The following is a 19,188-nucleotide window of genomic DNA, read 5'->3' on the forward strand; positions in this document are numbered from 1 at the left end:
GCCCATACATTCCTTTCGGCAATCCATATTGCTGCCATTGTCATTTTTTACCTTTAATGAGTCCTGACCCTAGGGGGGATGGGGACCCTACCCCACAAAAAAACATCCCAACACAGCGAAATACGAGTGCTTTTTTACGAGGGGGAAAGAAAAATCGTTTTGGAAAACGGTTTCCCTCTCCTCCTCGTGCTCCCCCTCACCCTTCCCAAAACTTTTACTCGGGCCACTCTGTACGGTACCGTGACCCGGCAAGACCGCCCTACGTTGTTACGTCCCCCGGCAACATGAAAAAATACGGCCCTGCAGAATAGCCTGATCTGCCGTTCTTTTCAGATCCTGGCTGGCTTGCAGTCAGCAGACACCCCGCATGTCGCGACGGCTGACGCCTGGGCAAGTAAAGTTTTTAGGGGGATGGGGGGCGTGGGGGGAAGGGCCCCTTTGTTCACAAAGGGACCCTTCCCTCCACAAAAAAACATCCCAAAACAGCGGAACGCCGCTTCGCGCAAGCGAAGGGCGTTCCGCTCTGTTCCAGATTTGCAAAAAGCCTAGTTTCCTGCGGCAGGGGCAGGGGCGGCTTCGCCACTCTTTTCGCGCAGGCGCAGGCCGAGTTCACGCAGCTGCCTGGCGGAGACTTCGGAGGGGGCCTGGGTCATGAGGCAGGTAGCCTTCTGGGTCTTGGGGAAGGCGATGACGTCGCGGATGCTCTGCGCGCCGGCGAGCAGCATGACCAGACGATCGAGGCCGAAAGCGAGGCCGCCGTGCGGCGGAGCGCCCTGCTCCAGCGCGCTGATGAGGAAGCCGAACTGTTCTTCGGCCTGTTCCGGCGTGAAGCCCAGAGCGGCGAACATGCGGCGCTGTACTTCGGCGGAATGGATGCGGATGGAGCCGCCGCCCACTTCGTTGCCGTTGAGCACCATGTCGTAGGCGCGGGCGCGGGTATGGGCCGGGTCGGTGGCCATGAGTTCCAGATGACCGGGAGCCGGCGAGGTGAAGGGATGGTGGCAGGCCACATAGCGCTTTTCCTCTTCGTCGTATTCAAAGAGGGGGAAGTCCGTCACCCAGAGGAAGTTGAAGGTATTTTCCGGGATCAGGCCGAGCTGATTGCCCAGATGCACGCGGAGGTTGCCCAGCGCGGCGTTGACCATGCCGGGTTCGCCGGCCTGGAAGAAGACGATGTCGCCGACCTTCAGGTCGAGGGCTTCCGCAATGCCCTTGCGTTCCGCATCGGAAAGGAACTTGGCTATGGGGGACTGCCATTCATCGGCCTTGATCTTGATCCAGGCCAGGCCCTGCGCGCCGTAGATCTTCACGAAGTCGGTGTAGGCGTCGATCTCCTTGCGGGTCATGGATTCACCGCCCGGAACCTTCATGGCCTTGACCAGCGTTGCCGCGGCAAAGAGCTTGAAGCCGGAGCCGCGCACAATGTCGGTGATGTCGTGCAGCTCGAGGCCGAAGCGGGTATCCGGCTTGTCCACGCCGTAACGGCTCATGGCCTCGGCATAGGGCATGCGCGGGAAGGGACGGGGGATGTCCTGCCCCATGACGTCCTTGAAGACGCGCGCCATGAGGCCTTCGGCCATATCCATGACCTTTTCCTCGTCCACGAAGCTCATTTCGATGTCCACCTGGGTGAATTCCGGCTGGCGGTCGGCGCGCAGGTCTTCGTCGCGGAAACAACGAACGATCTGGAAATAGCGGTCAAAGCCGCCCACCATGAGCAGCTGTTTGAAGAGCTGGGGCGACTGCGGCAGCGCGTAGAACTCGCCGTTGTTGAGGCGGCTGGGCACGAGGAAGTCCCGGGCGCCTTCGGGGGTGGACTTGGTGAGGATGGGCGTTTCCACCTCGATGAAGCCGCCTTCGTCCAGATAACGACGGATGGCCTGGGCCACGCGATGCCGCAGGCGAAGATTGGCCTGCATGCGCGGACGGCGCAGATCGAGGTAGCGCCAGGTGAGACGCAGGTTCTCCCCGGCGTCGGTACGGTCTTCAATGGGGAAGGGCGGCGTTTTGGAGGTATTGAGCAGCTTCCATTCCTTCACCACCACTTCGATGCCGCCGGTGACCAGATTGGGGTTGGTCATGCCTTCGGGGCGCGGGCGCACGCTGCCCTTGATGGCCAGCACATATTCCGCCCGCAGGATGTGGGCATCCTCATGGGCTTTCGGGGCGATCTCGGGACTGAACACCACCTGCGTCAGCCCTTCGCGGTCGCGCAGATCCACAAAGATGAGGCCGCCGTGGTCGCGCCGGTACTGGGCCCAGCCCATGAGGCAGACATCCGCGCCGTCATCGGCTTCGGTCAGTTGCCCGCAGGAATGCGTACGGGTCCAGTCGCCCACTTCCTCGATGTATTTTTGGTGCTCCTGCTGGAGATCCTGCGTTTGCGTCTGCTCACTCATGGTCGGTACCGCCGGGGATCGAGGCCAGATGTTCCACAAGATGGGACTGCGGCACGGCCTGCTGTTCGCCGCTGTCCATGTTTTTTACCATAACCTTGCCGGAAGCCGCTTCGTCTTCTCCCACGATGAGGCAATAACGGGCCCCGGATTTGCCCGCCTGACGCATGCTGCTCTTGAAGCCGCCGTCACCGGTGTGCACCTCGCCGGCAAAGCCGGCCTCGCGCAGGCGCTGGGCCAGCGAAAAGCAGATGTCCCTACCGGTCTCGTTCATGCCCACGGCATAAAAATCCAGACGGGGCGCGGGACTTTCGGGCAGGAGCAGGGCCAGCCGTTCCATGCCGCAAGCAAAACCCACCCCCGGCACGTCGGGGCCGCCGAGACTCTTCACCAGCCCGTCATAACGGCCGCCGCCCGCTACGGCGGACTGCGAGCCGATGTTTCCGCTTACCACCTCGAAGGTCGTACGGCAATAGTAATCGAGCCCCCGCACCAGCCGGTGATCCAGTTCGAAGGGGATCTTCTCCGCTTCCAGCAGGCGCAGCACGGTGTCGAAATGGGCGCGGCAGTCCGGGCAGTTGTAGTCGAGCAGGCGCGGCGCGGCGTCCGTCAGACGGCGGCAGCCTTCCTGCTTGCAGTCGAGCACGCGCAGGGGATTGGTTCGCATGCGGCGCGTGCAGTCCTCGCACAGAGCGCCCTCCCCGGCAAGTCCTTCCAGATAGTCCACCAGCGCCTCCTTGAAGCGCGGGCGGCAGCTGGCGCAGCCCAGGGAATTGAGCTTGAGCGTCAGCTCCGTCAGCCCCGCTTCCCGCAAAAAGCGCATGAGCATGATGATCATGTCCGCATCGGCATAGGGGCTGTGCGAGCCGAGGCATTCGCAGTTGAGCTGATGGAACTGCCGCATGCGGCCCTTCTGGGGCCGCTCATAACGGAACATGGGGCCCGTGGTGAAAAGGCGGCTGACGCTTTCGCGCGTATGCCGCGCGTCTTCGATGTAGGCGCGCATGACGCCGGCCGTGGCTTCGGGCCGCAGGGTCATAAGGCGGTCGTTCCTGTCCGGGAAAGTGAACATCTCTTTTTGCACCACATCGGTCTCTTCGCCGATGGAGCGCCGGAACAGGTCGGTATATTCCAGGACGGGCGTTCGCAATTCCACGAAGCCGCAGGAGAAAAAGACGCGCCGCGCCGTTTCTTCCAGCAAGCGGAAGGCGTCGGAATCCGGCGGGAACATGTCCGCAAAGCCTTTGATGCGTGTAACGTGAGCTGCCATGATGACCTCAGGAGTTGACTGCCGCGCAGGGCTGTTCCAGCCGGTGTTTGCCCGCCTCGCGGCAGGGGACGGGGTAGTCGCCATTGAAGCAGGCGAGACAGTAGCTGTCGGAGTGCATGACCGAGCGCAACAGTCCGTCTATGGAAAGATAATGCAGGGAATCCACATCCAGCTCGCGCACGATGCCCGGCAGATCCATGTTGGCTGCGATGAGTTCGCCGCGCGAGGCGAAGTCGATGCCGTAATAACAGGGGAATTTCACCGGGGGGCAGCTGATGCGGATATGCACCTCCTTCGCCCCCAGTTCACGCAGCTTCTTCACGCGGGTGCGCATGGTCGTACCGCGCACGATGGAATCGTCCACGATGCAGATCTTCTTCCCCTCGATCATGGAGCGCACGGGGTTGATCTTCACCCGCACGCCGAAATTGCGCATGCTCTGGGTAGGCTGGATGAAGGTCCGGCCCACATAGTGGTTGCGGATCATGGCGTGCTCGTAGGGGAGCTCGGCGCACTGGGCGAACCCCACGGCCGAGTAGACCCCGGAATCGGGGAACGGCATGATGAAATCCACATCCGGCGTGGATTCGTGCGCGAGCTGCCAGCCCATCTGTTTGCGGCACTGATAGACCTGCTCGCCGAAGACGAAGGAGTCCGGCCGGGCAAAGTACACGAGTTCGAAGATGCACTGGCGCGGCTTGTCCGGCAGGGGGCCGTGGAGCTGTTCGCTGCGCTCGCCCTGCTCGTCCACGACGTACATCTCGCCGGGGCCGATGCTGCGCTCGTAGTCGGCTTCCATGAGGTCGAAGGCGCAGGTCTCCGAAGCGAAGACGGGACAGCCGTCCAGGCGGCCCAGCGCCAGCGGATGGAACCCGTGCGGGTCGCGCACCGCCACGAGGCTGTTGCCGCTCATCACCAGCAGGCAGTAGGCGCCGCGCACGCGCGAACAGGTGTCGCGCACGGCTTCCACCAGGCTTTTGGTCCGCAGGGCCCGCACCAGCAGATGCATGAACACTTCCGTATCATTGGTCGTACTGAAGATGGAGCCGTCGCTTTCCAGCTCTTCGCGCAGTTCCGCCGTATTGACCAGGTTGCCGTTGTGGGCCACGGCGATGTCCCGCCCGCGGAAATGGGCCACAAAGGGCTGGGCGTTGCGCATGTGCGAACGCCCGGTGGTGGAGTAGCGCACATGACCAATGGCCGTATCGCCGGAAAGCGTGCCGAGCGCCTCTTCCGAAAAGACGTCGGGCACAAGGCCCATGCCCTTGTGCTCGTGCATGACGCTGCCGCCCCAGGTCACAATGCCCGCGCTTTCCTGCCCGCGATGCTGCTGCGCATACAGGCCGAAATAGGTCAGCCGCGCCGCATCTTCATGGCCGTAAATGCCGAAAAGTCCACACTCGTGCCGAATCATGCCACTCTCCTCATGCTGTCCGCCCCGTCTCTCGCTTTGCGCCGCGCATGACAGGAAGGGGCGGCGCGCCTATTTCTTTTCCGCCGCCCTCGCCTGACGGCGGGAGGGATTCTTCATCTTTTTTTTCAAATACGCAATGCGATTTTCCACCACATCGGCATTGGGGTAGCTTTCCCGGCAAAGCTCGAACTGGGCCAGCGCATCCTCCGGCCGGCCGAGCTGTTCCAGCGCATCCCCCAGCAGAAAAAGCGTCAGGGCCCGCAGACGTTCGCCGGGCTCGCTGTCCAGGATCTGCTGTGACAGGTCCGCCGCCTCCTGCCAGCGTTCCCGGGCCGCGTTCTGGTCCGCCAGATCATACATGCAGTCCAGCTTGGCCGCCTCGGCCACCGGCAGGGCCAGACATTGTTGCAGGGCATCTTCCGCCGCCTCGTAACGATGCAGGCGAAAGTTCATGGCCGCCAGATGGCGATAGCCTTCCACGCTGTCCTGTGCGCCGAGCCCGTCCAGATCCAGATAGGCGCTCCAGATGTCCACGGCGCGCTCATGGCGGCGCTGACGCTCCATGAGCTGGCCCATGCGCCAGAGGATGTCCTTGCAGCGGGCGTCGCTGTCCGCGAATTCCTCCAGCATGGTGTCCAGATAATCCAGCTGCACCCGTGCCGTCACGCCCGTGCCGTTGGCCACGGTCAGCAGGAGCTGCCAGGCTTCCCAGCGTTTGTCGGGATCCTCGGCTTCCCGCAGGAAGCGTTCCAGCAGACGTTCGGCCCGTGTCCATTCATGGGCGGACACGGCGCTCCTGGCCTCGCTGAGGTCGTCCCCCAGCGGCGAGCGCCCGCAGCCCGGCAGACTGGACAGCAGCAGGCAGCACAGCAGCAGAGCCGCCGCCCGCCTGCCGCCCCACCCTTTCGCTCCGCGGCGGACATGCCGTCCCGTGCGGGAAAACGGATACATCACGCTTCTCCGTCGCCCTCCGCTCCCGCAGCCGCCGTCAGGGGGCCGCCTTCGGGCGTCGATCCGTCGCCGTCGTCTTCCTCATCCAGCTTGCGGCCGCTCTGTCCGCCTTCATCCACACGGTCAAAGCCCACCACGCGCGCGCCTTCATCCAGACGCACCAGCATGACGCCCATGGTGGCCCTGCCCTTGCTGCGCACGTCGTCCACGCCGATGCGCACGATCTTGTTGGCCGAGGTCAGCAGCACAAGGCCGTCACTGTCCCGTACGGGCATGGCGCCCACCACCGGTCCGGTCTTGCCCGTCACCTTGAAATTGATGATGCCCTTGCCGCCGCGCGTCTGGAGGCGGTAGAGGTCCACCCGGGTGCGCTTGCCGAAGCCGTTGGCCGAGATGGACATGATCTCCGTGGTCTGGTCGTCTTCCTTGAGGATGACGCCGGCCACGACCACATCCTGCCGCCGGAGGGCGATGCCCTTGACCCCGGTGGCCACGCGGCCCATGGGCCGTACGTCCTTGCAGGAGAAGCGGATGGAGTAGCCGTCCGCCGTGGCCAGCACGATGTGGGCATCGTCCCGGATGGGGCGCACCACCACGAGCTCGTCGTCCTCGCGCAGGCCCACGGCCATGAGGCCGCTCTTGCGGCAGCGGGCATAGAGCGAGGCCGAGGAGCGCTTGACCATGCCGCGCCGGGTCACGAAGAGGAAATACTTGTCCTCCGCGAATTCACGCAGGGCCAGCACCGTGGTCACCCACTCGCCCTCTTCCAGCGGCAGGAGATTGTTGATGTGCACGCCCTTGGCCGTGCGGCTGCCTTCGGGGACCTGATGCACCTTGAGCTGGTGCATGCGGCCCTTGTTGGTGAACAGGCAGAGATACTGGTGATTGGTGGTGGTCAAAAATTCCTGCACATAGTCGTCTTCCGCCGTGTGCAGGGCCGCAATACCCTTGCCGCCGCGCTTCTGCTGCTGGTAGTTCTCCAGATTGGTACGCTTCATGTAGCCGCGGCGCGAAAGGGTTATGACCACCTCGTCATCGGGGATGAGGTCCTCGATGTCTATGCCGGAGAGCGTGTCCGTCACCACTTCCGTACGGCGCGGGGTGGCGAAGGTCTCGCGGATCTCCGCGATCTCCCGCTTGAGCTCGCCGCGCAGCACTTCGGCATTTTCCAGGATAGAGGTGTAAAACTGGATCTTCTGGAGCAGATCGCGATATTCGGCCAGCAGCTCCTCGCGTTGCAGGCCGGTCAGGCGTTGCAGGCGCATGTCGAGGATGGCGCGGGCCTGCACTTCCGACAGCTCGAAACGGGCCATGAGTCCGGCCCGGGCTTCGTCCGGGCTGGCGGAGGCCCGGATGAGGGCCACCACTTCATCGATGTTGTCGATGGCGATACGCAGGCCTTCCAGAATATGCGCCCGCGCTTCGGCCTTGGCCAGATCGTAGCGCGTGCGGCGGATGACCACCTCCCGCCGGTGATCCACGAAGCAGGACAGGGCCGTCTTGAGGTTGAGCAGCACGGGCCGGTTGTCCACCACGGCCAGCATGTTGATGCCGAAGCTGGTTTCCAGCGGCGTGTATTTGTACAGGCCGTTGATGACGATGTCCGGGATGGTGCCGCGCTTGAGATCGATGACGATACGGATGCCCTTGCGGTCGGATTCGTCCCGCAAGTCCGCAATGCCGTCTATCTTGTGGTCATTGATGAGAGCGGCGATCTTCTCCACCAGGGCGGATTTGTTGAGGCCGAAGGGAATCTCGCGGATGACTACCGCCTGCAGGCCCTTCTTCCGTTCCTCCACTTCCAGGCGGCCGCGCACCTTCACCGTGCCGCGCCCGGTGTGATAGGCGTCATAAAGGCCCTTGCCGGCATAGACGAAACCGCGCGTGGGGAAGTCCGGCCCCTTGACCACCTCCATGAGGTCGTCCACGCTGGCCTGAGGGTTGTCCAGCAGGATTTGCAGGGCGTCGCAGAGCTCGCCCAGATTGTGCGGCGGGATGTTGGTGGCCATGCCCACGGCGATGCCCGAAGAGCCGTTGAGCAGCAGATTGGGCACCTTGGTGGGCAGGACGGACGGTTCCTGCAGGGTATTGTCGTAGTTGGGGCGGAAGTCCACGGTCTCCTTGTCCAGATCGGCAAGGAATTCCCCGGCCAGCCGGGACATGCGCACTTCGGTATACCGCATGGCGGCCGGCGAGTCGCCGTCGATGGAGCCGAAGTTGCCCTGCCCGTCCACCAGTGGGTCCCGCATGGAGAAATCCTGGGCCATGCGCACCAGCGCGTCATAGACGGCGGAGTCCCCATGCGGATGATATTTACCGATGACGTCGCCCACGATGCGCGCGGACTTCTTGTGCGGACGGTTGTAGGTATTGGCCAGTTCCGACTGTGCGAAGAGTATGCGCCGGTGCACGGGCTTCAGACCGTCGCGCGCATCGGGGATGGCGCGACCGATGATGACCGACAGCGAATATTCCAGATAGGACTTGCGCAGCTCGTGTTCAATACTGATTTTCGGTTGCTCGGACACGTTTGCCTCGTTGCTTGGATAGCGGGGATCCCCGCCAGCTAGATATCCAGATCCTGCACGCTCAGGGCATTACGCTCGATGAACTCGCGGCGCGGGGCCACACGGTCGCCCATGAGCTCCTCGAAGGCATCGGAAGCCTCGTTGGCGTCTTCCACGGAGACCTGAAGAAGCACGCGGTTCTCGGGATTCATGGTCGTCACCCAGAGCTGTTCGGGATTCATTTCCCCAAGGCCCTTGTAGCGCTGGATATTGATGCCGCGCCGGGCTTCTTCAAGGGTCAGGCGCAGCAGGTTGAACACGTCGTCCGCCGTCTGTTCGCCTTCCTTGCGGCGCAGGCGGAAGGAAAAGCCCCCGCACTGTTCCCGCAGTTCGTCAAAGAGCTGCCGCGTCTGCCGGTACAGGCGGGAGGCGAAGAATTCCATGCCGCGCCGGGTATGGTGGCTGCCCGTATTCTCGAAGACCGCGAAGACGCGTTCTTCGCCGTCCTCGTCGGCCTCGCGGGAAAGGGTGAGCAGATAGCCGCGCTCATTGAGCCAGGCCAGCAGGGCCCCGTCCCCGGCCTGGATGAGCTCCGCATCCACGAAGCGCGGATAGGTCGTCAGCGCAAGGAAGAGATCGCGGGCCATGCCCGTGCTCTCGGCGTCCGTCACGCGGCTCTCGAGCTTTTCGATGTGCCGCATGAGCTCCAGGAGCTTCGTGCCCGTGTATTCCGTGCCATTTTCGGCGACGATGGTCACATCCTCGCTGACGCGGTTGAGCAGAAAGGCGTTGAGCTCCGCATCATCCTTGATGAACTTCTCGAAACGGGCATTGTGCGCCCGGTAGAGCGGCGGCTGGGCGATGTAGACGTAGCCCTTCTCCACCATCTCCTGATACTGCCGGAAAAAGAAGGTCAGCAGCAGGGTACGGATGTGCGCGCCGTCCACATCGGCGTCGGTCATAATGATGATCTTGTGGTAACGCAGTTTGTCGAGGTCGGTATCCCCCTCGCCGATGCCCGCGCCCATGGCCGTGATGAGGTTCTTCACCTCCTTGTTGGCCAGCATCTTGTCGAAGCGCGTGCGCTCGGTATTGAGGATCTTGCCGCGCAGGGGCAAGATGGCCTGATTGCGGGGATTGCGTCCCTGCTTGGCCGAACCGCCTGCCGAATCCCCTTCCACGATGAAGAGCTCGGACTCGGCGGGGTCCTTGCTCTGGCAGTCGGCCAGCTTGCCCGGCAGGGCGTTGTCCGAGAGCGCCCCCTTGCGGCGCACCAGCTCCTTGGCCCGCCGGGCGGCGTCCCGCGCGCGGGCGGCGTCCAGGGCCTTTTCCACGATGGTGCGGATGTCCTTGGGGTTTTCCTCGAAATATTCGTTGAGCTTGTCGTAAACGACGCCCGCCACGATGCCGGCCACCTCGCTGTTGCCCAGCTTGGTCTTGGTCTGGCCCTCGAACTGCGGCTGCGGCAGCTTGACGCTGATGATGGCGGTGAGCCCCTCGCGCACGTCGTCGCCGGAGAGCGCCGTGCCCTTGAGCTTCTTGGTCAGATCCGGCTGGTTCTTCACATAACCGTTGATGGCGCGGGTGAGCGCCGTGCGGAAGCCCACCAGATGCGTACCGCCTTCGGCCGTGCGGATGTTGTTGGCAAAGGTGTGGATGTTTTCCTTGTAGGCCGTGGTGTACTGCATGGCGAAATCCACGGTCACATTGTCCTGTATGCCTTCGCAGTCGATGACCGGATGCAGGGGCGTTTCCCCCTCGTTGAGATCGGTCACGAACTGGCGGATGCCGCCTTCGGCGTGGAAGACGTGCTCCTGACCCGTACGCTCGTCGATACATTCGATGGTCAGTCCGCGGTTGAGGTAGGCCAGCTCCTCGAAGCGCTTCTTCAGCGTCTCGTAGGAAAATTCCAGCACCTCGAAGATCTCCTCATCGGGTTTGAAAGTCACGGTCGTGCCGTGGCCGTCCACGTTTTCCCCGATGACGGTCAGTTCGTCCTGCGGCACGCCGCGCGCGTAGTGCTGCCGGTAGCGCTTGCCGTCACGCCGCACGGTCACGGTGAGCGATTCGGACAGGGCATTGACGCAGGAGACCCCCACCCCGTGCAGACCGCCGGAGACCTTGTAGCTCGTGTTGTCGAACTTGCCGCCGGCGTGCAGCTTGGTCATAACCACCTGGACGGCGGGTACGCCTTCCTTGGGATGGATGTCCACCGGGATGCCGCGTCCGTCGTCGCGGACGGTGACGGAATTGTCCGCATGCAGGATGACGGTGATGGACGTGCAGTACCCCGCCATGGCCTCGTCGATGGAATTGTCCACCACTTCATAGACGAGATGATGCAGGCCGCGCACGTCCGTGGAACCGATATACATGGCCGGCCGCTTGCGTACGGCCGAGAGCCCCTCGAGAATGGTGATGGATGCGGCATTGTAGCCGCCGGCATTTTCGGGAGCCATTAGACGTCTTCCTCGCTGTAATAGGTCGTTTCGGAAACCTTCATGGGCATGATGATGACCGTATAATCCGGGTCCTCCTCGCCGCGGATGCCGCAGGCCCCTTCCGCGCCGGTCATGGTCATGGTCACCGACGCCGAGGAAAAATGCCCGAACACGTCCAGGAGGTTACGCGTGGGGAAGGCGATGCGCGGGATGTCGCCTTCGTAGACGACCTCCAGACTTTCGCTGGCCGAGCCGATCTCCTGCCCCTGGGCATGCAGCACCGCTTCCTGTGCCGAAAGGTCGAGGTAGGTGCAGCGGTCGCTTTCGGTATTGAAGATGAGGATACGTCCCAGCGCTTCCATGGCATCCTTGCGGGCCAGCGTCAGACGGCTTGCGCCCTCCCCTTCCAGCCGGCTCATAAAGATGTTGTAATCGGGATACTGATGCCCGGCGCGCGGCAGGCTCAGACTTTCCGCGCCGTCCAGCGTGCGCAGGTACAGGCGCTTGTCGGTGATGTCCAGCTCTATCTCATCCACGCCCAGCCATTTCTTGAGATCCTGCAGATATTTTTTCTGCACGAGAACGCCTTCCTGCGGCAGGCGTTCGGCCAGCTCGTCATGCGTGAAGGACACCAGCGCGAACTGATGGCCGTTGAGGCCGCAGACGTCGATACGCCCATTGCCCGTAGGCTTCATGTAAAGGCAGGCGATGGCGTCCATGGAGTCATCGTCGCTGATGCAGAAGACCACCTTGTCCAGCACGTCCTGAAGGAAATCGCCGGACCAGGTGACGGCATTGCCCTGGGGAAAGGCCGAGAAGTTCTGGAAAAGCTCCTCGCCGTTGACGGGCAGCTTGTAGCTGCGGCGGCCCTGTTCCAGCACGAGCGTCCTGCCGCTTTCGTCAAGATGCAGTTTCAGCGGTCCGCCGGGCAGCTGGCGTACCAGATCCACAAAGGAACGTCCCTGCACGCCCACCAGACCGGGTTGCTGCACGTCCGCCTCATACCGGCCGGTAAATTCGATATTGGCATCCGTGGCCATGATGGAAAGATGTCCTTCCTCGGCCCGCAGCCAGATGGAACGCAGATAAGCCGCGCCCGCCTTGGCGGGGATGATGGCCGCCGCCTTGAGCAGACCGTCGATGATGCGCTCTTTGTTTACGGTAAGTTTCATAAAAAAGATCCTCGTGGTAATAGGCGGTCAAATTTTGTTGCCAACGTATTCAACCTGCTTGTATCCCTTGATTTTTTACTGACATCAGCAGGTGTTCCCCGGGAACGTCGGGCACGTTTCCCGGCCCGTGTCCGGGGGATGGTGTTCCTCATGGCGCACTTTTTTCCAGGGCGGCGACCACGTTCTGCACATCTTTGTTACTTTCCAGCATTTTTTTAACTTTTTTAACGGCATGGACCACGGTACTGTGATCTTTTCCGCCGAACATGCGCCCCAGTTCAGGATAGGACAGGCCCAGACGGCGGCGACAAACGTACATGGCGATCTGTCGGGCCAGCACGAGTTGCGGGCGTCTTCCGTTGCCCAGCACTTCTTCGGGGCGCAGGGCATAGAGGCGGCAGATCTCCTCCACGATCTCCCGGTGACCGATGGCCGGTTCCGTACCGCCGGTCCGGGCGATATTCTCCACATCTTCCCTGCTCAGGCTGCCCTGTCGCATCTCGGCGAAGGCCGCCACCTTGAGCAGCATGCCCTGAAGCAGCCGGAACTGTCGGCAGCGCCGGGCCAGGAACAACTGTTCCTCGCGGGAGAGGGGCAATCGTCGCTGTCGGCAGATGTCCTGCAGATAGCGGAGACGGATCTCCAGGTCCGGCTCCAGCAGTTCCGCCACCAGCCCGCTCTCCAGACGTCCGACCAGACGGGGCTGGAGACGCTTGAACGTCTGCGCCGTCCCGGTCAGGGCAAAGAGGGCCTGACGCTGCGGCGGACAATGATCCAGCAGTGTCACAAGATGTCTCTGCCAGAGGTCCTGCCCGACGATGTCCTGCAGATCATCCAGGATCAGTACATGGACATCCTGCCAGAAGTTTTCCGGCCGTCGCGCCCAGTCCTCCGCCTGACGGCAGAAGCGTGCCGCCGGCAGCGACAGGACCCGCATGCCCTGACGGGCAAAGCCGGTCCCCACGGCCGAGAGCAGATGGCTCTTGCCCGTGCCGCTCCCGCCATACAGCAGCAGCGGCTGAAAGACGGCGCCGGGAGGATGGCCGGCAATGCGCCGCATGACTTCCAGGGGAAAGGCATTCTTGGCATTGCAGAGAAAATCGTCCAGCGTTTTTGACGGGCCAGGCAGGGATGGCGGCTGTCCGCTGGCCGGGGAAAGCTCCGCCGTTTCCCTGCCGGGGAAGGACGGCGCGTTTGCGCCTGTCTTCTCCGGGCAAAGGGGGGCGGCGGGGATATCCTCCGGCCGGACTGGCCCGGCCGTACGGTAGCGGATGCTCGTGCCTGCCGGAAGGCACTGCCGCAGCGCCGTTTCAAAGAGCTGCCTGTGCGGGGAAAAAAAGCGTTCGTACAGGGCGTGCGGAAAAACGATCTCCACCATGCCGTCCCCTTCCAGCATATCGAGACCGTGCAGCCAGGGACGGGGCTCATGCGGGCGGCAGCGCTCCAGCGCCTCGTCCAGACGGCGCAGCAGGTCTGAGGGGGAAGGGGGTGTATGCCTGTAGCTCACGGTGCTTTCCCGGCCGCGCGGTCTCGCGCGAAGCAAAGGAAGAATATAGGCGATTTTTCCGGTCGAAACAAGTGTGCAGAAGTCCCCCCCCACGGCCGGGGCCGCCGGGGGAAAAACGGGCAACGACCTCTGGCGGGCGGTGAGGCCCGTGAACAGGGGATGGACAGAAACAGGGCGGCAGGGTATAGAGTGCGTCGGGAGAGATAACGGAATATCCTATGAAACGTTTCTGGTTCATCCTGGCCGTGCTGCTGATCTTCATCGGCATCGTCAGCGCCGTGCAGCTCGGCATTTCCGGCGGACAGGGGCAGCGTCCGCCCGCGCAGCCGCCGGAGCCTCTTCGTCTGGAAGAGGGAGCGACGGCCTCTTCGGAAACTCCGGTCGCGCCGGACGCGGCGCGGGAAAAGCAGCCGGCCGCCGGTGCGGAAGCCGTCCCGGCTCCCGAAGCCGCCGGAGGCGAGCACAAGACTCCGCTGAGCGCGCCCGATGCCCTTGCCGATGCCGCCCCCCCTGAAGGGGATGCCGTGAAGCACGGTACCGTGGAAAAGGGGGATACGCTCAGTACCGTGCTGGAGAGCGTCAGCACGGAAGGTTCCTTTGCGTACGCCAATGCCGTAAAGGAGGTCTTTTCCCTGCGTTCCTTCCGTGCCGGTCAGCCCTATGTGGTGGTGACGGACAATGCCACCGGCCGGGTCAAGCGCTTTGAATACGAGATCGACGGCGATCGCCGCCTTGTGGTGGAAGGGGTGGAAGATCCCGTCGCCCGGGTCGAGCGCATCGAATACGTTACTCTGCTGGACAGCATCGAGGCCAGCATAGAGGACAACCTCTTCCAGGCCGTGGCAGACATGGGGGAGGGTCCGCAAATAGCCATTCTGCTGGCTGAACTCTTTGGGTCGGAGATCAACTTCATCCGGGATCTCCAGCCTGGGGACAGCTTCAGCGTGCTGGTGGAGAAACGCTACCGCGACGGCGACTACAAGGGATACGGTCGTATCCTGGCCGCCACCTTCACCAATCAGGGCAAGACCTTCGAGGCCTTTTACTTCAAGGACGGCAAGGAACGCCCGCAGTACTACAATCGCAAGGGCGAGAACCTTCGCAAGACCTTGTTGCAGGCTCCCCTTTCCTTCACGCGCATCACCTCGCGTTTCAGCCACAACCGCAAGCATCCCATCCTGGGGTACAGCCGTCCGCATCTTGGCGTGGACTACGGCGCGCCCACGGGGACGCCCGTCAAGGCCGTTGGGGACGGCGTGGTCATCAAGCGCGGCTGGGCCGGAGGCTACGGCAATCAGATCGTGCTCCGGCATGAGGCGGGACTGGAATCATGGTACGCCCACCTCTCAGGGTATGCGCGCGGCCTGAAGAAAGGCCAGCGCGTCCGGCAGGGTCAGGTCATCGGCTTTGTGGGCAGTACGGGCCTCTCCACCGGCCCGCATCTGGATTTCCGGCTCAAGCAGAACGGCAAATTCATCAATCCGGTCAAGGCCATCAATCCGCGCGGCAAGCCCGTCTCCAAGGGGGGCATGGCGCGTTTTCGCGAGATCATGGAGCTGGAAAGCGCCTATCTGCGCGGGGAAAAGAGCCTGGCGGACTACACGGTGGACAGCATCGTCAGCCTGGATCTTTCTCCCTCCCCCGGCGTGCGGGAAGAGAAGAAGGACAAGGACGCGGACGACGACAAGGGCAGGCGGCAGCGCTGACGCCGGGCCCGGTGAGGGAGGGACACATGTTGCTTGCGGATCCTGTCACCCAGTTGAGCGGCGTCTGGCAGCGGGTGGCCGGGGGACAAATCCTCGTGGTCAGCGGCGAGCCCGACAAACACTCGGATCCCGTGGCGGCGGGCAGTCCGCTTACGCTGCGGACGTCCGAGGGCTTTTTTCTGGGGCCGGACTGGCTGGCCATCGCGGCCAGCATGGAAGGTTCGGGCTCGGTCATCAATGTAGTCCTGTAAGGCTGTTTTCGTTTCGGGACGGCAAGGGAGCCGCTCCGTCCGCGCGCCCGGCCGGGCCCAGGCGGCGGGCGGCCCGATGTGGCGTCCGTGCACGTTTTTTCAACAAAAGATGCCGATCCCGCATGGGGAACGGAGGCAGGGGAAGAGAGAGCGATCTCTCTTCCCTTTTTTGTTTCTGTCTGACCGAAGGCCCGGTTTGCCGCAGGAAAACGGCGTCCGGGGGCTCCCGGCAGGAAAGCGCCCGCCCCGCCGCGTGACCTCTTCCCCATTCTTCCCTGAAAAAAAGCGAAGGCCTTGCCGGATGACTGACGGATGCCTGCTGCGGTGGAGTCGTTCCTTTTGTTCCTTGTTTGGGAAGCTGAGGAGAAAAATTTGTGAATTATCTTGTAACAGACGTATTTTTATTGATTTTTTTTATTCAATCTCAATGGGAGGACATGTTCATATATATGTTCTCTGTGTGAAGAACTTTGTGTGAAAAGAGAGACTAACTTCTTTATCATACGGAAATAAAATATTTTTTAAACTTTGGATACTGCACGCCGTGCCGTTCGCCACGTTGCGGCTGCCGTCGGGAGCGTCGCTCCGTGCTGAGAGCGGTGTTGTTGTGAAAACAAGGTGGTGTCACTTTGTGTATATCTTGAAAAACATATTGATATATAAAGAAAAAATATACATATACCCTGTTTCTTCCGTAAAATGGCCGCCTGGGCGGACGAGGGCCTCCTCCAGCCAGGGCACGAGAGAGACGTCTCGCAAAATGTGCTGATCATATCAGGAGAAGAATGTGCATAATGTAAATAACAAGAGAAAATAATTGTATTTTTTTGAAACAATACGCTGTTCGTCACGGTTAGTCCCGCGTGGAAGAGACGGACGGAAGGGGACAGGACGTGTCGGCTGAGCGTCGCCTGTCGCACGGGCAGGCGTTGCGCGCTGGTGTGCAGGGGGACGAGAAAGGAAAAGGGAAGAAGGAAGGCGGCAAATGCGGACGGGCTGCCGAAAAAAAAACGCCCCGGCAGCGGACTGCCGGGGCAGGGAAAGGCCGGGATGGCGGCGTGAGCGATCCGCCTGCCGGAGGGGGAAGGTTCAGTCCTGTGGCTGTCCGGCGGGAGGGATCATCTTGGCGGCGAAGGCTGCCGCGCCGAAACCGTTGTCGATGTTCACCACGGCCACGCCGGGAACGCAGGAGCACAGCATGGTGGAGAGCGCGGCTCTGCCGCCGGCGCCGACGCCGTAGCCGACCGAGGTGGGGACGGCCAGCAGCGGGCAGCGCAGCAGTCCGGCCAGCACAGAGGGCAGCGCGCCTTCCATGCCGGCAACGGCGATGACGCAGCGGGCGTCCCGCAGGGCGGGAAGGTGGGGCGTGAGACGATGCAGCCCGGCCACCCCCACATCGGTGATCAATCCACAGTCACGTCCCCAGAAACGGAGCGCGCCGTACGCTTCGGCCGCCACGGGGATGTCCGCCGCGCCTGCCGTGACGACCAGGATGTCGCCATGCTGTGGCCAGGGAGGGCCGAGCTCCGGCGCGGGGACGACAGCGCCGTCCGGCAGCCGCCGCGGCAGCAGGAAAAGGCGGGTCATGGGCCAGTAGCGCCCCTGGGGGAAGGCCTTGCCCAGCATCTCTCCCTGTTCCGGGCTGACGCGTGTAGCAAGAACCGGACTGCCGTCCTGATGCAGGCCCGAAAGCGCGCCGCGCAGCGCGTCCGGGCTCTTGCCCTGAGCGAAGACCACTTCGCCAAGGCCGGTGCGTACGGCCCGTTGCGTATCGAGGGCAAGGCCGCTGAGACTGTCTTCAAGAGTGACCTGGGCAAGCTGCCGGGCGGCCAGGGACGGACTGAGCTCCCCCCGGGCCACGGCAGTGAGGAGCGTTTCAAGATGCTGCTGTTCCATGCGGATTTTTGTACTGAAAACCCTTCGGCTTGTCACCCCCGGAGGGGAAAGGTGTGTTGCAAAGTATGACGTAACGGGGTAAAGACAATGGGTTATGTCGACACGGCGTTTGCTGTTCCTTGCTCCGGCGCAGGCCATCACGGCCGTTTTTCCTCCCTTGCGCGATGCTGGTTTTGAACTGGGCATTGCGGAAAATCTCAAGGGAGCCTCAGTATTTATCCGCAAATCAGGGCCGGATGTCATTTTTGCCCGTCCCAGCCTGCCGGGCTTCAAGGTCGAGGATCTGCTGGCCGTGGGCGCGGATGACCCGCAGTTCCCGCCGGTCATCGTCATCACCGACAAGGGCAGCCCGCAGGAGGCCGAGCGCCTGATGCATCTCGGCGCTCGCGACTACTGGCTGGAGCCGCTGGATGTGGAGCGCATCCAGGCGGTGGTACGGACGCCGCAACGTTCGACGCCGGTCCCGGCCAGCAGCACTCTCGGCGGACACAAGGCGCAGTACGCCGAACAGGGCGGCGGCCCGCGCATCGTGGGCCACAATCCGGCCATCTCGCGCGTCCTCAAGCTGGCGCGTCAGGTGGCCGGTTCGCGGGCGACGGTGCTCATCTCCGGCGAATCCGGCACCGGCAAGGAAATGTTCGCCCGCTATCTGCACGCCATGAGCAAGCGGGCCCGCGGGCCCTTTGTGGCCGTCAACTGCGCGGCCCTGCCGGAGCATCTGCTGGAAAGCGAACTGTTCGGGCATGAAAAGGGGGCCTTCACCGGAGCCATCTCCCGCAAGCTGGGCAAGTTCGAGCTGGCCGACGGCGGCACCATCCTGCTGGACGAAATATCCGAAATGGATCTGGCCCTCCAGGCCAAGCTCTTGCGCGTGCTCCAGGAGAACGAGATCGACCGCGTGGGTGGCACGGAGACCGTCCATGTGGATGTGCGCGTCCTCGCCACCACCAACCGCGATCTTGAGGACTGGGTCAAGCAGGGGAAATTCCGGCAGGACCTGTATTTCCGTCTGAACGTCATCCCGTTGCGGCTGCCCTCGCTGCGGGAACGGGGCGACGACGTGCTGGAGCTGGCCCGCTTTTTTATGGACATGTATGTGCGGGAATATCAGCTGCCGCCCAGCTCCCTTTCCGAAGCGGCCATCGACTGGCTCTCCTCCTATGATTTCCCCGGCAACGTTCGCGAGCTCCAGAATCTCATGGAGCGCGCCGTGCTGCTGGCCAACGGCCGCCCCATCGAACCTTGCCACTTCCTTCTGGAAGAAGACAGCTGGCCGCTTTTCGAAGAGTCGGGGGAAGAGGCCGCCCAAGCGGAGAGGGCCGCTCCCGCGCCGGCCGGTGGCGAAGCGCCGCAGGATGGAGCCGGACCGGTCTCCCTCGCGCCAGAGGCCGCCACGCCCGCTTCCGGGGGGCAGGCCCCTGCATCGGACGCCTTTGCCGGTGCGGTCATTCCCCTGCACGAGATGGAACGCCTTATGATCATCAAGGGCCTGGAAGCCACGGCCGGCAACCGCACGCAGGCGGCCGAGCTGCTGGGCATCTCCGTCCGCACCCTGCGCAACAAGCTCAACGAATACCGGGCGGCCGGCCATCCCATCGATTAGGGCCTGTTAACACTATTTAAGAGACTCAACGATTAAGGCAAACATGATGAATCCCAGAAACAAGGCATCCAGTT

General features: G+C 62.8%; 12 protein-coding genes. 3 read left to right on the plus strand and 9 right to left on the minus strand.

Annotated features, from left to right (window positions below; translation table 11 throughout):
- Positions 1 to 545 precede the first annotated feature (545 nt).
- The 8 genes from aspS to Q0J54_RS10540 form a co-directional block, all read right to left on the minus strand.
- Complete coding sequence (gene aspS / locus Q0J54_RS10505; RefSeq protein WP_296305488.1) at positions 546 to 2,399, minus strand: aspartate--tRNA ligase; 1,854 nt, start codon at positions 2,397 to 2,399, stop codon at positions 546 to 548.
- Positions 2,392 to 3,666, minus strand: coding sequence for a histidine--tRNA ligase (hisS, locus tag Q0J54_RS10510; RefSeq protein ID WP_296305490.1), 1,275 nt, complete (start codon positions 3,664 to 3,666; stop codon positions 2,392 to 2,394). The genes aspS and hisS overlap by 8 nt, the downstream gene beginning before the upstream one ends.
- Before the next feature lie 7 nt (positions 3,667 to 3,673).
- Complete coding sequence (gene purF, locus Q0J54_RS10515) at positions 3,674 to 5,080, minus strand: amidophosphoribosyltransferase (RefSeq protein ID WP_296305492.1); 1,407 nt, start codon at positions 5,078 to 5,080, stop codon at positions 3,674 to 3,676.
- A gap of 69 nt (positions 5,081 to 5,149) precedes the next feature.
- Positions 5,150 to 6,031, minus strand: a complete 882-nt coding sequence (locus Q0J54_RS10520; protein ID WP_296305494.1) for a tetratricopeptide repeat protein — start codon at positions 6,029 to 6,031, stop codon at positions 5,150 to 5,152.
- Positions 6,031 to 8,559: a DNA gyrase subunit A gene (gene gyrA / locus Q0J54_RS10525; protein WP_296305495.1), complete on the minus strand. Its 2,529-nt coding sequence runs from the start codon at positions 8,557 to 8,559 to the stop codon at positions 6,031 to 6,033. Before gyrA ends, Q0J54_RS10520 begins: the two co-directional genes overlap by 1 nt.
- Before the next feature lie 38 nt (positions 8,560 to 8,597).
- Complete coding sequence (gene gyrB / locus Q0J54_RS10530; protein ID WP_296305497.1) at positions 8,598 to 10,997, minus strand: DNA topoisomerase (ATP-hydrolyzing) subunit B; 2,400 nt, start codon at positions 10,995 to 10,997, stop codon at positions 8,598 to 8,600.
- A complete protein-coding gene (gene dnaN / locus Q0J54_RS10535) occupies positions 10,997 to 12,151 on the minus strand; it encodes a DNA polymerase III subunit beta (protein WP_296305499.1) in 1,155 nt (384 codons plus the stop codon). The genes gyrB and dnaN overlap by 1 nt, the downstream gene beginning before the upstream one ends.
- Positions 12,152 to 12,299: 148 nt before the next feature.
- Complete coding sequence (locus Q0J54_RS10540; protein WP_296305502.1) at positions 12,300 to 13,658, minus strand: DnaA/Hda family protein; 1,359 nt, start codon at positions 13,656 to 13,658, stop codon at positions 12,300 to 12,302.
- A 218-nt stretch (positions 13,659 to 13,876) separates the two neighbouring features.
- Here Q0J54_RS10540 and Q0J54_RS10545 point away from each other — a divergent pair, with 218 nt between their 5' ends.
- Positions 13,877 to 15,364, plus strand: coding sequence for a peptidoglycan DD-metalloendopeptidase family protein (locus Q0J54_RS10545; protein ID WP_296305504.1), 1,488 nt, complete (start codon positions 13,877 to 13,879; stop codon positions 15,362 to 15,364).
- Between the two features lie 26 nt (positions 15,365 to 15,390).
- Entirely contained in the window at positions 15,391 to 15,615 is a 225-nt protein-coding gene (locus Q0J54_RS10550; RefSeq protein WP_296305506.1) for a hypothetical protein, read from the plus strand.
- Positions 15,616 to 16,704: 1,089 nt separating this feature from the next.
- On the opposite strand, the gene larB is transcribed toward Q0J54_RS10550, so the two are convergent.
- Positions 16,705 to 17,511, minus strand: a complete 807-nt coding sequence (larB, locus tag Q0J54_RS10555) for a nickel pincer cofactor biosynthesis protein LarB (protein ID WP_296305507.1) — start codon at positions 17,509 to 17,511, stop codon at positions 16,705 to 16,707.
- A 94-nt stretch (positions 17,512 to 17,605) separates the two neighbouring features.
- Here larB and Q0J54_RS10560 point away from each other — a divergent pair, with 94 nt between their 5' ends.
- The gene (locus Q0J54_RS10560; protein WP_296305509.1) at positions 17,606 to 19,114 is read left to right on the plus strand and encodes a sigma-54 dependent transcriptional regulator; all 1,509 of its coding nucleotides are present in this window, start codon (positions 17,606 to 17,608) and stop codon (positions 19,112 to 19,114) included.
- The last annotated feature ends 74 nt before the right edge of the window (positions 19,115 to 19,188 follow it).

This window comes from uncultured Desulfovibrio sp. (genome assembly GCF_944324935.1).
Taxonomy (GTDB): Bacteria; Desulfobacterota; Desulfovibrionia; order Desulfovibrionales; family Desulfovibrionaceae; genus Desulfovibrio.

Coding starts and splice junctions, on each gene's coding strand:
- larB (WP_296305507.1), bottom strand. CDS start 17,511: ATGGAACAGCAGCATCTTGAAACGCTCCTCACTGCCGTGGCCCGGGGG.
- aspS (WP_296305488.1), bottom strand. CDS start 2,399: ATGAGTGAGCAGACGCAAACGCAGGATCTCCAGCAGGAGCACCAAAAA.
- gyrB (WP_296305497.1), bottom strand. CDS start 10,997: ATGGCTCCCGAAAATGCCGGCGGCTACAATGCCGCATCCATCACCATT.
- Q0J54_RS10550 (WP_296305506.1), top strand. CDS start 15,391: ATGTTGCTTGCGGATCCTGTCACCCAGTTGAGCGGCGTCTGGCAGCGG.
- Q0J54_RS10560 (WP_296305509.1), top strand. CDS start 17,606: ATGTCGACACGGCGTTTGCTGTTCCTTGCTCCGGCGCAGGCCATCACG.
- purF (WP_296305492.1), bottom strand. CDS start 5,080: ATGATTCGGCACGAGTGTGGACTTTTCGGCATTTACGGCCATGAAGAT.
- Q0J54_RS10520 (WP_296305494.1), bottom strand. CDS start 6,031: ATGTATCCGTTTTCCCGCACGGGACGGCATGTCCGCCGCGGAGCGAAA.
- Q0J54_RS10545 (WP_296305504.1), top strand. CDS start 13,877: ATGAAACGTTTCTGGTTCATCCTGGCCGTGCTGCTGATCTTCATCGGC.
- dnaN (WP_296305499.1), bottom strand. CDS start 12,151: ATGAAACTTACCGTAAACAAAGAGCGCATCATCGACGGTCTGCTCAAG.
- hisS (WP_296305490.1), bottom strand. CDS start 3,666: ATGGCAGCTCACGTTACACGCATCAAAGGCTTTGCGGACATGTTCCCG.